General features: G+C 55.6%; 16 protein-coding genes. 11 read left to right on the top strand and 5 right to left on the bottom strand.

Going from position 1 to position 13,733, the window contains the following annotated elements; genetic code table 11:
• Window position 1: 1 nt before the first annotated feature.
• Both PUV54_RS11605 and folB read left to right on the top strand, forming a co-directional pair.
• Window positions 2-748, top strand: a complete 747-nt coding sequence (locus PUV54_RS11605; RefSeq protein WP_274492408.1) for an SDR family oxidoreductase — start codon at window positions 2-4, stop codon at window positions 746-748.
• A 2-nt stretch (window positions 749-750) separates the two neighbouring features.
• Window positions 751-1,158: a dihydroneopterin aldolase gene (folB, locus tag PUV54_RS11600; protein ID WP_274492407.1), complete on the top strand. Its 408-nt coding sequence runs from the start codon at window positions 751-753 to the stop codon at window positions 1,156-1,158.
• Between the two features lie 11 nt (window positions 1,159-1,169).
• On the opposite strand, the gene PUV54_RS11595 is transcribed toward folB, so the two are convergent.
• Window positions 1,170-1,652 (bottom strand): DUF3592 domain-containing protein, encoded by a 483-nt coding sequence (locus PUV54_RS11595; RefSeq protein ID WP_274492406.1) that lies wholly within the window; start codon window positions 1,650-1,652, stop codon window positions 1,170-1,172.
• A gap of 77 nt (window positions 1,653-1,729) precedes the next feature.
• Between PUV54_RS11595 and uvrC the strand changes: the two genes are divergently transcribed.
• Complete coding sequence (uvrC, locus tag PUV54_RS11590) at window positions 1,730-3,646, top strand: excinuclease ABC subunit UvrC (protein ID WP_420797959.1); 1,917 nt, start codon at window positions 1,730-1,732, stop codon at window positions 3,644-3,646.
• 6 nt (window positions 3,647-3,652) lie between these two features.
• On the opposite strand, the gene PUV54_RS11585 is transcribed toward uvrC, so the two are convergent.
• Window positions 3,653-4,012, bottom strand: coding sequence for a hypothetical protein (locus PUV54_RS11585; RefSeq protein WP_274492404.1), 360 nt, complete (start codon window positions 4,010-4,012; stop codon window positions 3,653-3,655).
• A 242-nt stretch (window positions 4,013-4,254) separates the two neighbouring features.
• Here PUV54_RS11585 and PUV54_RS11580 point away from each other — a divergent pair, with 242 nt between their 5' ends.
• From PUV54_RS11580 to PUV54_RS11560, 5 genes are read left to right on the top strand one after another with little or no spacing between them, the layout of a single operon-like run.
• The gene (locus tag PUV54_RS11580; protein ID WP_274492403.1) at window positions 4,255-5,088 is read left to right on the top strand and encodes an RnfABCDGE type electron transport complex subunit D; all 834 of its coding nucleotides are present in this window, start codon (window positions 4,255-4,257) and stop codon (window positions 5,086-5,088) included.
• Between the two features lie 15 nt (window positions 5,089-5,103).
• Window positions 5,104-6,483: a DUF2330 domain-containing protein gene (locus tag PUV54_RS11575; RefSeq protein WP_274492402.1), complete on the top strand. Its 1,380-nt coding sequence runs from the start codon at window positions 5,104-5,106 to the stop codon at window positions 6,481-6,483.
• Window positions 6,484-6,524: 41 nt separating this feature from the next.
• Window positions 6,525-7,094, top strand: a complete 570-nt coding sequence (gene pgsA, locus PUV54_RS11570; protein WP_274492401.1) for a CDP-diacylglycerol--glycerol-3-phosphate 3-phosphatidyltransferase — start codon at window positions 6,525-6,527, stop codon at window positions 7,092-7,094.
• Entirely contained in the window at window positions 7,091-7,786 is a 696-nt protein-coding gene (locus PUV54_RS11565) for a response regulator (RefSeq protein WP_274492400.1), read from the top strand. The genes pgsA and PUV54_RS11565 overlap by 4 nt, the downstream gene beginning before the upstream one ends.
• Window positions 7,787-7,788: 2 nt before the next feature.
• Window positions 7,789-9,099, top strand: coding sequence for an ATP-binding protein (locus PUV54_RS11560; RefSeq protein WP_274492399.1), 1,311 nt, complete (start codon window positions 7,789-7,791; stop codon window positions 9,097-9,099).
• 19 nt (window positions 9,100-9,118) lie between these two features.
• Here PUV54_RS11560 and proC read toward each other — a convergent pair whose 3' ends face one another.
• The 3 genes from proC to PUV54_RS11545 form a co-directional block, all read right to left on the bottom strand.
• Window positions 9,119-9,931, bottom strand: a complete 813-nt coding sequence (proC, locus tag PUV54_RS11555; RefSeq protein ID WP_274492398.1) for a pyrroline-5-carboxylate reductase — start codon at window positions 9,929-9,931, stop codon at window positions 9,119-9,121.
• Between the two features lie 48 nt (window positions 9,932-9,979).
• Window positions 9,980-10,483 (bottom strand): type III secretion system chaperone family protein, encoded by a 504-nt coding sequence (locus PUV54_RS11550; protein ID WP_274492395.1) that lies wholly within the window; start codon window positions 10,481-10,483, stop codon window positions 9,980-9,982.
• Between the two features lie 121 nt (window positions 10,484-10,604).
• The gene (locus PUV54_RS11545) at window positions 10,605-10,844 is read right to left on the bottom strand and encodes an accessory factor UbiK family protein (RefSeq protein WP_274492394.1); all 240 of its coding nucleotides are present in this window, start codon (window positions 10,842-10,844) and stop codon (window positions 10,605-10,607) included.
• A 114-nt stretch (window positions 10,845-10,958) separates the two neighbouring features.
• Between PUV54_RS11545 and lgt the strand changes: the two genes are divergently transcribed.
• From lgt to pgeF, 3 genes are read left to right on the top strand one after another with little or no spacing between them, the layout of a single operon-like run.
• Window positions 10,959-11,822: a prolipoprotein diacylglyceryl transferase gene (lgt, locus tag PUV54_RS11540; protein WP_274492392.1), complete on the top strand. Its 864-nt coding sequence runs from the start codon at window positions 10,959-10,961 to the stop codon at window positions 11,820-11,822.
• Window positions 11,819-12,934: a class I SAM-dependent methyltransferase gene (locus tag PUV54_RS11535; protein WP_274492390.1), complete on the top strand. Its 1,116-nt coding sequence runs from the start codon at window positions 11,819-11,821 to the stop codon at window positions 12,932-12,934. The genes lgt and PUV54_RS11535 overlap by 4 nt, the downstream gene beginning before the upstream one ends.
• A complete protein-coding gene (gene pgeF / locus PUV54_RS11530) occupies window positions 12,931-13,707 on the top strand; it encodes a peptidoglycan editing factor PgeF (protein WP_274492389.1) in 777 nt (258 codons plus the stop codon). Before PUV54_RS11535 ends, pgeF begins: the two co-directional genes overlap by 4 nt.
• Window positions 13,708-13,733: the final 26 nt, after the last annotated feature.

The following is a 13,733-nucleotide window of genomic DNA, read 5'->3' as shown; positions in this document are numbered from 1 at the left end:
TGTGCCCGCGGCGCTTGTCACTGGCGCAGGCGTGCGGATAGGCCGGGCGCTTGCCTTAACGCTTGCCGATCAGGGATTTGACGTCGGCGTTCACTACAACAGTTCCACAAAAGACGCTGAAGCGGTCGCTAGTGAAGTAATAGCAAAAGGCAAAACCGCCGCCACACTTAAGGCGGACTTATCGAATGAAACCGAAGTTTCGACATTGATCAATAGGGCGTGCGAAAGCCTTGGTCCCCTCTCACTGCTCGTCAACAACGCATCTGTTTTTGAGTTCGACGATATCGAAACCATGACGCGCGCGAGCTGGGACAAGCACATCGAAACGAATTTGCGCGCGCCGTTAAAGCTGGCTCAGGATTTCGCCGCGCAAGCCAGCGAGGGCGCTCAAATCATCAACGTCATCGATCAACGGGTGCTAAAACTCACACCGCAGTTTCTCTCCTACACGGTGTCAAAAGCCGCCCTGCACACGCTGACCGTAACCTTAGCGCAGGCACTTGGGCCAAAGGGAATTCGCGTCAACGCCATCGGGCCTGGACCAACCCTTAAAAACGCTCGCCAGTCTGATCAGGATTGGGAGCAACAGACCGGCTCTACAATCCTTGGCAAGGGGGCTACGCCGGGCGATATTTGCGACGCCCTCGTCTATTTGATATCGGCTGCCTCAGTTACGGGGCAGATGATCGCCGTAGACGGCGGGCAGCATCTGGGCTGGCGCACGCCAGATGTACTGGTAAAGGAATAGTCATGGGAGAACAGCGTCCGCTAGATGTCACACCGCTGCCGCGTGTTGCGAGCGCGCCTCAGCGCAGGGTCTTTGTTCGGGGGTTATTACTCGACGCTTATATTGGCGCTTACGAAACTGAAAAAAGCGCCCCCCAGCCAGTCAGGATTGATCTGGAACTCGATGTTATCGAGCCAGCAAATCCTGAAAGCGACAAGCTTGAGGATGTGGTCTGCTATGATCGCATGACGCAGGGCGTCAAATCCATCATCGCGCAAGGACATATAAAGCTCGTTGAAACGCTAGCAGAGAAAGTAGCCAGCCTGGCGCTGGCGCATCCCATGGTGCTTTCCGTCATGGTGCGCATAACAAAACCCAACGCCATCGATGAAGCCGAAGCGGCAGGCGTTGAAATCACCCGAAAAAAATAAACAGCGATTGCCTAAGCTGCATCTTCTGCAAGAGCGAAATCAGAATCGGAACTTCGCGATAGCGCCCAGAAGACCCCGCCGAAACCAAAGAAGACCGCAAGCCCGCTCAGTATGGAGCACAAAATAAAGGCGACGCCAGCACCGCCGGGGCGCAGCACAGCAAATCCATGGTCTTGCGGATTGACGTAAACAGTTACCTTCTCACCCGGACGGTAATCGCGCTCTTTCTCAGAAAAGAGCCGGGACAAAAACATCCGTTCGCGCGTAGCTTCATAGCTACGCCCACCGATGGAATAAACATAGCGCACTTTTGCATGTTCATCGTCAAGCTGGCTCAGGACAATTCCATCAACGGCCGGCCATGAAACGCTCGCTCGCGCCCGTGCATAGTCATGGACGAAATACCCGCCGCCAGCGACGCCGAAGACGGCGAGCGCCGTGAACAGGAACAGGACAATCGATATGTCCGACTTGCTTTTCAGCTCCGCTGACATTTGACCTTATAACCTGGCGCGACTAGCTCATGTTAAAGTACAACCTGGAACGTGAACGCCTGGTTAACCAATATACGATGAGCCCCGAAATCGAAACTTCCGTCAGCAAAGCCGCGCCATTGAAGGGCGCAGATTTGATCGCGGACCACGTAACACGCCTGCCCGCCAAGCCCGGCGTTTATCGCATGATCAATGCAAAAGGCGACGTTTTGTACGTGGGTAAGGCGAAAAGCCTGAAAGCACGGGTTTCTTCATACGCCAAGGGCGGCGGGCACTCGAACCGCATTATGCGAATGATCGCAGAAACATGCGCGATGGAGTTTGTCGTCACAGCGACAGAAACAGAAGCTTTGTTGCTTGAGGCAAATCTCATCAAGCAGCTAAAGCCGCGCTACAATGTAATTCTGCGTGATGACAAATCATTCCCCTACATTCTCGTCGCGGAAGACCACGAAGCACCGCAAATCCTGAAACATCGCGGCGCACGAAAACGTGAAGGCGCCTATTATGGTCCGTTCGCTTCGGCCGGCGCAGTCAATCGCACGCTAAACACACTACAAAAAGCATTTCTTTTGCGCTCTTGCACCGACAGCGTTTACGAGGGCCGCACGCGCCCCTGCCTGTTGCATCAGATAAAACGATGCGCAGCGCCATGCGTCGATCTGATCAGCAAGGAAGATTATCTGGCGCTCGTCAATGAAGCAAAAACGTTTCTTTCCGGCGAAAGCGCCAAGGTGCAGCGAACTCTCTCTGAACAGATGGAAGCTGCTTCGACCGATCTTGATTTTGAACGCGCTGCCGCACTACGCGATCGCATTCGCGCGCTATCGTATATTCAAGGCGCGCAAGATATAAATCCCGGCGGGGTGGAGGAAGCTGATGTTTTCGCCATTCACTCCGAAGGCGGACAGTCTTGCGTGCAGGTTTTTTTCTTCCGTGGCGGCCAGAACTGGGGCAACCACGCCTATTTCCCGAAACATGACAAGGAAGATGAGCCTGAAGCCATCCTCGATGCGTTCATTGCACAATTTTATGACTCGCGCGAACCGCCGCGGCTTATTCTGGTCTCGCATACGCCGCCGCAGGCGGGTCTGTTGATGCAAGCCCTGTCGCTTCGGGCTGAGCGCAATGTCGCGATCACTCAGCCGCAAAGGGGCGCAAAGCGCGATCTTGTAAAATCAGCGGGGCTTAACGCGCGCGAGTCATTGTCCCGGCGCATGGCGGAATCCGCAAGTCAGCAAAAGAGCCTGCGCCAGCTAGCCGACATTCTGGCTCTTGAGGCGCCGCCGGAGCGGATTGAAGTCTACGACAACTCTCACATTCAGGGGGCGAACGCGGTCGGCGCCATGATCGTTGCCGGGCCGGAAGGATTCGTCAAAAACCAGTATCGCAAGTTCAATATCAAAACAGAAAGCCTCGCCGCTGGCGATGATTTCGGCATGATGCGCGAAGTTATCACACGGCGTTTTGCGCGCCTGATGAAAGACGAAAACGCGGAGCGGCCTGATCTGATCATCATAGATGGCGGCAAGGGGCAATTGAGTGTAGTACTTGACGCGCTGAAAGAACTTGGCGCCGACCCGGAAGCCGAAGGCATCACAATCATAGGTGTTGCGAAGGGACGGCGCGAAACCGAAGACGGCGGCAAACGCATAGACCGGACCATGGCGGCCACCGGCGAGCAGATCGTCATGTCGGGACGCGAGCCTTTCATGCTGCCCCCCCGTGACCCGGGTCTTTTTGTCTTGCAGCGCATGCGCGACGAAGCTCATCGTTTCGCTATTGGCGCCCATCGCGCCAAGCGCAAAAAAGCAATCGCGGCAAATCCGCTAGACGCGGTGCCTGGCATCGGTGCGAAAAGAAAACGCGCGCTACTTAACCATTTCGGTTCAGCGAAAGAGATTGCTCGCGCAAAGCCAAAAGACTTGCAAGCTGTGGAAGGCGTTTCAGCGGCTCTTGCACAAAAGATCTACGACCATTTCCATGACGGCTAGATACCATCAGCGATCCACGATCAAATCACTGTTGTTCTTGCTTCGATAATAGAAGTTCATACACGCAAGTAATAAACGCGGCGCAAAAAGGATCAGCAGAAAGATTGCAGCCTGCTCAAGCGTGGTATGAACGAATACGTGGTCAGTAAAGAACCGCTCGTCCGTATGCCCGCCCATAAACTTGCTGCATCGGATTTTGTCTGATGGCTCATTCACTACTGAATTGGCGCAATAGTAGTTGAGCCGCCACATCCTGGCGTAAATGAGCAAGCAGGCAAGGACGATAAGAGCCCACCAGTCCGTGAAATATCTAAGAAAGTTATAGAAACGCGCTATCAATTGAATGCCCCGCTCAGACGAGCCCATATCTTGGCGCCGTCTTAACGGCAATCATTTGTCGTTTTACTAATGCCGGAAACGCTTCGTTTACGTTTAGCCCGCCCGCAGGCAAGCATTTCGGAAACCCGTTATCGCCATCAATCCTCCCCCGCCCCGCCTCGTTTCGGCCTAACTCATCGGTCAGAAGGGAGCTTCGAGCCAAGCATGCGGTATTGCTGAAGATGCAAATCTCTTTATTCCGGGACCCCCGCCACTACCAGATCCTGACTTTGTCAGCGGTCTTGGCATTCGGTCTCGCCATGCGTGCTTTCGCGATTACCCCAATACAGGTCGCCAGCATCGCTACAGCAGCGCTTTTCGCGCAATACCTTGGCTCCGTCATGACCGCGACCCGTTTCGATCCGCGCAGCGCGCTGGTGACGACGTTATCTCTTTCTCTACTCTTAAGGGCTGACGGCGTAACGCCACTGATCATCGCCGCCCTTATCGGCGTTGGCTCGAAGTTCATGTTCCGCATTCACAATAAGCATATTTTCAATCCCGCAAACGCCGGGATCGTCGCCCTGCTGTTACTGTCCGAAGGGCCGCTGTTGAACGCCGCCTGGACGACACCCGGTCAATGGGGCACGGCGCTGTGGTTCGCCATGCTGCTCGCTGGCGCAGGCCTCTTTGTCACCTATCGCGCCGCCCGCTTTGACGTGCCGTTGATTTTCCTCGGCGCATTCGCCGCGCTCATCTTCGTTCGCGCCATTTGGTTGGGCGATCCATTGGCAATTCCATTGTTAAGACTACAGAATGGCGCATTGATCCTGTTTGCGTTCTTTATGATCTCAGATCCAAAGACGACGCCGGACGGTTCCATCGCACGCGCTGTATTTTCCGTGAGCGCAGCGCTGATCGCCTATGTCCTTACCTATCATTTTTACATCGCCGACGGGCTGTTTTACGCGCTGGCGATTGTCTGCATCGCACGACCGTTTCTCGAGTTATTCGATCCTTCACCGCGCTATCAGTGGGGCGATCCAGTATCGACGCCCAAATTGCGCATACCGGAAAAATCCCGCCGGACTGAACCGGCGCCGCATCTTTATCCCGCAGAATAAAAGTCAGGAGTTCTCATGCATCGCTCGCTCAAGAAAGCGCTTTTCGCCGCCGCCTCAGCCACAGCAGCCATCGCGCTAACCAGCGGCGCCGTTGCGTTTTGCGGCTTTTACGTAGCCAAGGCGGACACAAAGCTTTTCAACAAGGCGTCCAAAGTCGCAATCATGCGCGACAATGATCGCACGGTCATCACCATGGCGAACGATTATCAAGGCGACTTGAAAGAATTCGCCATGGTCATCCCTGTGCCGGTTGTGTTGCAGGAAGAGCAGATCCACGTCACGGATAACGCCATCATCGATCACCTTGACGCCTACACGGCCCCGCGCCTTGTCGAGTATTTTGACGGGGACCCGTGTACGGTTTATCGCAAGGAAGCGCTGCAGATGGCGGCGCCCACCGCCGTCATGGAAGACGGCGTTGCGGAAGGCGAGCGCGACAGTCTCGGCGTTACGATCGAAGCTGAATACACAGTCGGCGAATATGACATCCAAATCCTTTCCGCGGAACAGTCCGGCGGGCTAGCGCAATGGCTCGTCGAGAACGGATATAAGCTGCCCGACGGCGCCGAAGCGACACTCGGCAGCTATATAAAGCAAGGCACCAAGTTTTTCGTCGCAAAGGTCAATCTTGAAGAACAAGCCGAGACGGGCCTTAAATACCTGCGACCGCTGCAGATCGCATTCGAGTCGCCGAAGTTCCAACTGCCGATAAGACTTGGCACGGTAAACGCGGACGGTAAGCAAGAGCTTTTCGTTTTCGGTCTGACGCGCTCCGGCCGTATTGAAACCACAAACTATCGCACCGTAAAACTGCCAACCGGTATGGATATTCCGCTTTACGTCAAGGATGAGTTCGGATCGTTTTATAAATCCATGTTCGACGAGCAAGTTGAGAAAGAAAACGGCCGCGCTGTTTTCATGGAATATGCCTGGAACATGAATTGGTGTGATCCGTGCGCAGCCGATCCGTTGTCGTCACAGGAATTGCGTGAGCTTGGCGTTTACTGGCTCGACAATGACGGCGCCGGCATTCAACCGCGCCGTCCGGGACCGCAGGCGCAGGACGTCTACGTGACAAGACTTCATGTTTCTTATGACGCGCAGACATTCCCCGAAGACCTTGTGCTCAAGGAGACCGGTGACAAGTCGAATTTTCAGGGCCGCTATGTGTTGAGACACCCTTACAAAGGCGATACTACGTGCGAAGCCGCTGAAGACTATCGCGCAAACCTGCCGAAGCGTTTTGAGAAAGAAGCCCAGACCCTCGCCAATCTCACTGGATGGAATATCGATGACATCCGTGAGAAAATGAATGAAGGCGCGCAAAGCTTCGACCCGCCGAAGTCGGAACCCTGGTGGAAACGCATCTGGGGCGATGACGACAGCAACGGTTAGCATGGCTGGCGCTCGCCTGCGGCGCAGCTTAAGCTGCGGTCATGGCCAATGTTCTGACCTTCACGCGAATAGTGCTGATCATTCCTTTTGCATTTGCTTTTCTGGCGAATGTGTCATGGAACATGAAAGCGGCGTTGGCGATTTTTATCATCGCAGCGATCACGGATTTTTTTGACGGCTATGTTGCGCGGACGCGTGGCGAAACGTCTGCTCTCGGCGCGGCGCTCGACCCGCTGGCTGATAAGCTGCTGGTCACCGCCGCACTTATTTTATTAACGCGGAACGGCGTTATTCATGGATATGGCGTTATCGCCGTCCTGGTTATTATCTTGCGCGAACTTATTGTCAGTGGCTTGCGTGAGGCTTTGGGACCAAAAGGAACAACCCTGCGCGTTACAGTGCTCGCCAAGTGGAAAACAACAGCCCAACTTGCCGCTGCTGGCCTGCTGCTTGCCGCCGCGCCTTTGGGCGCGGTAGGCGAAAGTCTTCGTCCGGCAGCCGGCGGGGTGCTTTGGCTGGCGGCCGTTCTGACGGCTTGGACCGGCGCCGGTTATATCAAAAGTGCTTTTGCGCTATTGAAGGAACCGAACGATAGTAACCGGACGCAATGAATAAAAAAGCCAACTACGACGATGCCTCGCATATACTGGTCGTCGATGACGACGACCGAATACGCACGCTCCTTAAGCGCTATCTTGCAGAATCCGGTTTCCGCGCGTCAATCGCCGCTGATGCGACTCAGGCGCGTTCGCTGATAGCAGCTTTCGACTTCGATTTATTTATTTTCGACGTAATGATGCCCGGCGAAACCGGGTTTTCACTAACGAAATTTGTTCGAGATATTTCCAATGTGCCAATTTTGCTGCTGACCGCGCGCGGCTTGCCTGAAGATCGCATCGAAGGTCTTGAAGCAGGAGCGGACGACTATCTGTCGAAGCCATTCGAACCGCGCGAATTGCTTCTGCGCGTCAATAGCCTGTTGCGAAGATCAAAACCGGCGCAACTGTCGCGCAAGGAAGTTCAGTTCGGTGATTGTAATTTTTCCATTGGCCGTGGCGAGCTGAGAAAGAATGGTGAGCTTGTGCGGCTGACCGCAGGCGAAGCATCGCTGCTGCGCGCCCTTGCACAGAAACCGCGAGAGCCCATCAGCCGGGAAGCCCTTGCGCAACAGTCTGATGCAGGCATGGAACGCTCCGTGGATGTCCAGGTCACGCGGTTGCGCAAGAAAATTGAAGAAGACCCGCGCGCGCCGATATACCTTCAGACCGTACGCGGCGTCGGTTATGCATTGATGGCGGACTGATAATGATCCGCCGCTATTTCCCTAAAAGTCTCTATGCACGCATTCTGCTGATCGTCATCCTGCCGATATTTATTACGCAATCTCTGGTCACCTATATTTTCTTCGTGCGTCATTGGGATTTGGTGACAGCAAACCTTTCAGAAAATGTGGCGGGACAAATTGCGCTGATCTCAAGGCAATATGAAAACGCTGAAACGGATACTGAGCGCACGCAGCTTATGAATGAAGCGCTCGAGGATCTGGACATTCGCGTGCGCTATGCGCCTGCGATGCAAATCCCCGAAGACAACCAGCTTGCGCGGTTCAATGTTTACAACGCCACCCTGGACAGACGACTAAGGCGCGCCCTTGCCTGGCCCTATTGGATGAATACGCAAAGCTGGCCAAACGATGTTGAGATCAGAGTGCAATTGGGTGATGGCGCGCTGATATTCTTTGCTCAGCGCGATCGGGTATTCGCAACAACCGGGCCTATCTTTCTATTTTGGCTTATCGCAACATCTATCCTGATTGGCGCAACTGCCATTATTTTCATGCGCAATCAGGTGCGCTCCATTCTGCGGCTCGCCAACGCGGCCGAAGCATTTGGCCGGGGCCGTGATTCCCCGGACTATCGCCCTACTGGCGCGACGGAAGTCAGAAAAGCGGGATACGCGTTTATCGCCATGCGCGAACGCATCAAACGCCATCTTGAACAGCGCACGGCCATGCTCGCCGGCGTCAGCCACGATCTCAGAACGCCGCTCACGCGTATAAAGCTTGCGCTGGCCATGCAGCCGAACGGCGATGAGATAAATGCGCTACGCAGTGACGTGCTCGAGATGGAAAAGATGGTGGAAGCCTATCTCGACTTCGCAAGAAACGAAGCTGTCGATGAAGAGCCGAAATCCTTTAGAGTCGCCAGCTTGTTTGATGAGATCACAAGCAACGTCGAAAGATCGGGCCGATGCATCATTGCGGCGGCGCCATCGAATGTTTCAATTACCGCCCGGCGCAGCGCATTGCACAGGGCGACCAGCAATCTGGTGAACAATGGACTGCGCTATGCTGACAATGTCTGGCTGAGCGCTCGGCGTACGGATCGCTTTGTGGAGATTACAGTCGACGACGACGGACCCGGCATCGCACCGGAACAATACGAGGATGTATTCAAACCCTTCGTTCGACTTGACGCCGCACGTAATCAGAATGAAAGCGGCGTCGGCATGGGACTGACAATTGTGCGGGATGTCGCCCGCGCCCATGGCGGTGATGTTTCGCTCGATAAATCTGACTATGGCGGCCTTAAGGCGACTATACGCCTGCCGATCTGATGTTTTCCTGTATGAAACCCTAGTTCGTCAACTCTTTTGCGCGTTTCGCGGCGGCGGCCACCGCATCTTTCACCAGCGCTCGTAAGGCGTGGCTGTCACCCTCCAAAATATTCAGTGCGGCTTCGGTTGTCCCGCCCGGCGATGTCACGGCTTTTCGCATTTCAGCCGGCGTGCGTGTTTCAACATCTATCAACGCGCCAGCTCCCGCCAATGTTGCGCGCGCCAGCACTGCTGCGGCCTGTTTATCCAAACCCAAAGCCTCACCCGCATCTGCCAGCGTTTCCGTCAGCAAAAAGAAATAGGCAGGCCCGGAGCCCGAAACAGCCGTGACGAAGTCTATGGCTTCTTCCGTTTCAACCCACGTGACCTTTCCGGCAGCGCGCAACAAGTGCTCAACAACGTCGCGTCCCGCCGCATCGATCGTCTCCGTTGCGTACAGGCCGGAAATTCCCTTCCCGATCGCTGCCGGCAGATTTGGCATCGCCCGCGCAATGCGCACGGCGCCGCCTAATGCAGCAGAAATATTGTTAGTGCTTTTTCCAGCCATGACCGAAACAACAATCGCGTCCTTAGCGATGGCTGCATACTGTGGCAGCGCCTTCGCCGCCATCTGCGGCTTTACCGCAACCACGAGAACGTCATAGCCGGTTTCAATTTCAGGGTTTAAGGACAGCTCGCGGCTTTTGCACAATACCGTCATGTCCGCGCTGATGCCGGGATCGAAAACAGCGGAATGCGCAATGTCGATGGCGCCGGTTTCCAGCCAGCCCCGCAACAGCGCGCCGCCCATGGAGCCCGCGCCAACCAATGCCACAGATGGTTTATCGGTCATGGGCCATCCATAACGCGTCAGGGCTGTTTTGAAAACGTCAGATAAGTCTCAGGCGTTGCCTGCCGTATCAAAGAGCGAGGCTTGCAGCGCGTCATCCGGCGACTTGCCGCCCCAGATCAGGAAGTTGAACGCAGGATAGAACCTGTCCACCGCCTCGCTGGCGGCGCGGATCAGCGCCTCACCTTGCACATTATCAATGCCGCCTTCAGCGGGCAGTAATGCGGAATTGCGATAGACAATGGAATGATCATCCGTCCACAGATCGAAATGACCGATCCACAACCGTTCATTGACCATGACGACAAGCCTGCTCGCCTCATCCAATCGCCCAGCCGGCGCCTTCAGGTCCAGCGGCGCGCCCATCTGAAGCGTCGACAGTTCCGGACGCCAAGTGAACCACAATCCGATATCGCGCCACACGCCCGGCAGCATCACATGCAGTTCGTTGTCGCCTGCGCGCTCCATTTCAAACTCCAACCCAGCGGCTGCAGCTTCCAGCGCTCTCAGCGGATTTTCATGTTGCTTTGGCTTGCGGATCAACTCGATCGACATCAGCGCCCCTTTTCCCGGTTAGCGCGACATTCTTCTGTCACGCGCAACCGACATGACGCGGCGATTCGGGACGCCGTGAAATGATTCGATCTAACTGATTTTCCGCAATCTTCTGTGGGAATTAACGATTTTCCAGCGCTTCGATTCGCGCCTTCAACGCATCGTTTTCTTCACGGGCCGTGCGCGCCATCTCCTGCACAACCTCAAACTCTTCGCGCGTGACAAGGTCCATATCCGCCAGCAAGGACTGCAGACGGCTTTTCATCACTGTCTCTGCTTCGCGCCGGACGCCGTCAGCGGCGCCCGCAGCTTCCGTCATCAGCTTCGCGATTTCATCAAATATGGCGCTTTGGGTCTGCATTTAGGGCTCCTGTCTGGAACGGTAATATAGGCCTTTGAATGGTAGGGCGACAGGGGCGTCAAAGCGCGTTATTGAGACGCACGAAATGTGTTAGCCAGCCGGATCAGTATTGTCATGAGCCTTCCCTATCCATCAATCGACCCTGTGGCGCTGCAACTCGGCCCGTTGCCGATTCGCTGGTATTCCCTGGCCTATATCGGGGGGCTGGCGGCGGGCTGGTGGTATCTGACGCGTCTCATCAAGAATTCCGTCATTTGGGGAAAGACAGGCGCGCCGATCACGAAAGCGCTGCTGGATGACGTCATTTTCTGGGTGGCCATTGGCGTCATGGCAGGCGGACGGATTGGCTATGTCCTATTCTACGAGCCGTCCCTGCTCTTGCAGCCATGGGAACCTATCCTTGGCTTCTTGCCATTCCCGCCGGCGCTGATGATGTGGAACGGCGGCATGTCGTTTCATGGCGGACTGATCGGGGTCACCCTCGTCGGCTTTTTCTTTGCCAGAAAACATAAACTGAACCCGTTATCTCTGGGCGATCTCTTTGCCTGCGCTGCGCCGATTGGGCTGTTCTTTGGCCGCATCGCCAACTTCATCAACGCAGAACTATACGGCCGTCCGTGGGACGGGCCCTGGTCGATGGTGTTTCCCACCGACCCGCTAGCCGTACCGCGTCACCCGAGTCAGCTTTACGAGGCTGCCTTGGAAGGCATTGTACTTTTTATCATCATCCGCATCGCCACGCATTCCTTCGGGTTTTTGAAACGCCCCGGCGCCGCGATCGGGTTGTTTCTCGCCGGATACGCGGCTTCACGCATTTTTGTTGAATACTTCCGCGAGCCGGACGCGCATATGCCTGACTTCCCGCTTGGCCTGACAATGGGCATGTTGCTTTCCGTGCCCATGGTTGCGCTTGGCGGCTGGTTGATCTGGCGTACACGGAATGTACAGGCAGCAACGAATAAAAAGGCCGCCTCATGAGCGAACAGGCGCCTGTGGCTGAAACGACGCCTCTTGAAGAACGCCTCATAGATCTGATCAAGCTCAAAGGGCCGATCACAATCGCTGACTATATGTCCGACGCGCTCGGTCATCCCCATGAGGGATATTACATGAGCCGGACGCCCATCGGCGGCGACGGTGATTTTACGACGGCGCCGGAAATCAGCCAGGTGTTCGGCGAGCTCATCGGTCTGTGGTTGATTGAAACCTGGCAGGCCATGGGCGCGCCGAAAAATTTCAATCTCATTGAGCTTGGACCGGGCCGAGGCGTCTTAATGGAAGACATGCTGCGAGCGGCGCGGCTCCGCCCTGGCTTCGCCAAAGCTGCGCAAGTCTGGCTGCTGGAAACATCAGGCCGGTTGCGGCTTGAACAGCAAAAGCGTCTGAAAGCAACGGAAGCAAAGCCCTTATGGGCTGACGAGTATGCTGACATTTCACCGGCGCCGTCACTGATCATTGCCAACGAATTTTTCGATTGCCTGCCGGTCCGCCAGTTTGAGCGCGTAGAGGCAGGCTGGCGTGAGCGGCTTGTTGGCCTCGATGAAAGCAAAACCGAACTTGCATTCACGCTTGCTGAAACACCGCCGCCGTCAGATTTTGATTTGCCTGACCTTACCGACAGCGATGTTGGCGACGTCTTTGAGTTGAATCTTCCGGCACAGGAATTCGTCTCCCACATATGCGCCACTTTAAAAGAGCATGGCGGCCATGCCTTGATCATAGATTACGGTCACATGGAACGAGGCTTTGGCGACACGCTCCAGGCTGTGCGCGATCATCGTTACTGGCCGCCGCTGTCATCGCCGGGCCGCGCTGACCTCACCGCACATGTCGACTTTGAAGCACTCGCCACTATCGCGATTGAAGACGGCGTTACTGCTCATGGACCTGTTACTCAAGGAAGGTTTCTTGATCGGCTTGGGCTCACCTTGCGCGTTGAAGCCTTATGCAAGGGTCAGGACGAGAAACGCGCTGAGGAGATTCGAAACGGCGCCATGCGCATCGCATCGCCGCAGGGAATGGGAGAAATCTTCAAAGTCATGTGCTTGTCATCTCCGTCCCTTCCGACGCCGGCGGGGTTTGAGACGTGAGCGCTGTTCCGCCATATCTTGTGTCGCCGCTGCTGGATGCTTCAGGCGTGGCCCATGCTTTTTTCACCAGGGATGGCGGCGTTTCAAATCCGCCTTACGACTCACTGAATACGGGGCCGGGTTCCGGCGACAATCAGGATGACGTGGCGGAAAATCGTGCGCGATGCGCGAGCGTTCTCGGCGTACGGCCTGACCATCTTCTGACCAGCTATCAAACGCATTCACCGGATGTGATGGTTGTGGATGAACCATGGCGAAACGGCGCGGAAAAAGTCGACGCGCTGGTGACGAAGACGCCGGGTGTCGCCATCGGCGTTCTGGCGGCCGATTGCATGCCGTTTTTGTTCGCTGACCCGCAAGCGCGAATCATCGGCGCAGCTCATGCTGGTTGGCGCGGCGCGCTGGCTGGCGTATTGGAAAACACTGTAGAGACAATGGTTGAGCTTGGGGCGGCCCGTGAAAATATTGGCGCGGCTATTGGGCCATGTCTGCGTCAGCCAAACTTCGAAGTCGGCCTTGACCTCTTTGAGCAATTCACCAGCCGCTACAGTGAAGCAGAGCGTTTCTTTGCACCGGGGAAAAATGACGAAAAACGCCAGTTTGATCTTGTTTCCTTCGGCTTGTGGAGAATTTCCACATGCGGCGTAACCAAAACCGAAGATACGAACATTTGCACGCTAGGCACGCCGAATCGGTTCTTCAGCTACCGCGCCATGCGACGCGATGGACTTTCAGATTATGGCCGCAACCTATCCGCCATCGCATTGATGTAAAAAACGCACACTTCACGGGTTGCGAA

It is taken from the genome of Hyphococcus flavus (assembly GCF_028748065.1).
Lineage (GTDB): Bacteria > Pseudomonadota > Alphaproteobacteria > Caulobacterales > Parvularculaceae > Hyphococcus > Hyphococcus flavus.
This window is presented reverse-complemented; position numbering and strand designations above follow the sequence as displayed.

Coding starts and splice junctions, on each gene's coding strand:
- PUV54_RS11545 (WP_274492394.1), bottom strand. CDS start 10,844: ATGCAGACCCAAAGCGCCATATTTGATGAAATCGCGAAGCTGATGACG.
- PUV54_RS11550 (WP_274492395.1), bottom strand. CDS start 10,483: ATGTCGATCGAGTTGATCCGCAAGCCAAAGCAACATGAAAATCCGCTG.
- PUV54_RS11565 (WP_274492400.1), top strand. CDS start 7,091: ATGAATAAAAAAGCCAACTACGACGATGCCTCGCATATACTGGTCGTC.
- PUV54_RS11595 (WP_274492406.1), bottom strand. CDS start 1,652: ATGTCAGCGGAGCTGAAAAGCAAGTCGGACATATCGATTGTCCTGTTC.
- pgsA (WP_274492401.1), top strand. CDS start 6,525: ATGGCCAATGTTCTGACCTTCACGCGAATAGTGCTGATCATTCCTTTT.
- lgt (WP_274492392.1), top strand. CDS start 10,959: ATGAGCCTTCCCTATCCATCAATCGACCCTGTGGCGCTGCAACTCGGC.
- PUV54_RS11535 (WP_274492390.1), top strand. CDS start 11,819: ATGAGCGAACAGGCGCCTGTGGCTGAAACGACGCCTCTTGAAGAACGC.
- uvrC (WP_420797959.1), top strand. CDS start 1,730: ATGAGCCCCGAAATCGAAACTTCCGTCAGCAAAGCCGCGCCATTGAAG.
- proC (WP_274492398.1), bottom strand. CDS start 9,931: ATGACCGATAAACCATCTGTGGCATTGGTTGGCGCGGGCTCCATGGGC.
- folB (WP_274492407.1), top strand. CDS start 751: ATGGGAGAACAGCGTCCGCTAGATGTCACACCGCTGCCGCGTGTTGCG.
- PUV54_RS11585 (WP_274492404.1), bottom strand. CDS start 4,012: ATGGGCTCGTCTGAGCGGGGCATTCAATTGATAGCGCGTTTCTATAAC.
- PUV54_RS11560 (WP_274492399.1), top strand. CDS start 7,789: ATGATCCGCCGCTATTTCCCTAAAAGTCTCTATGCACGCATTCTGCTG.
- PUV54_RS11575 (WP_274492402.1), top strand. CDS start 5,104: ATGCATCGCTCGCTCAAGAAAGCGCTTTTCGCCGCCGCCTCAGCCACA.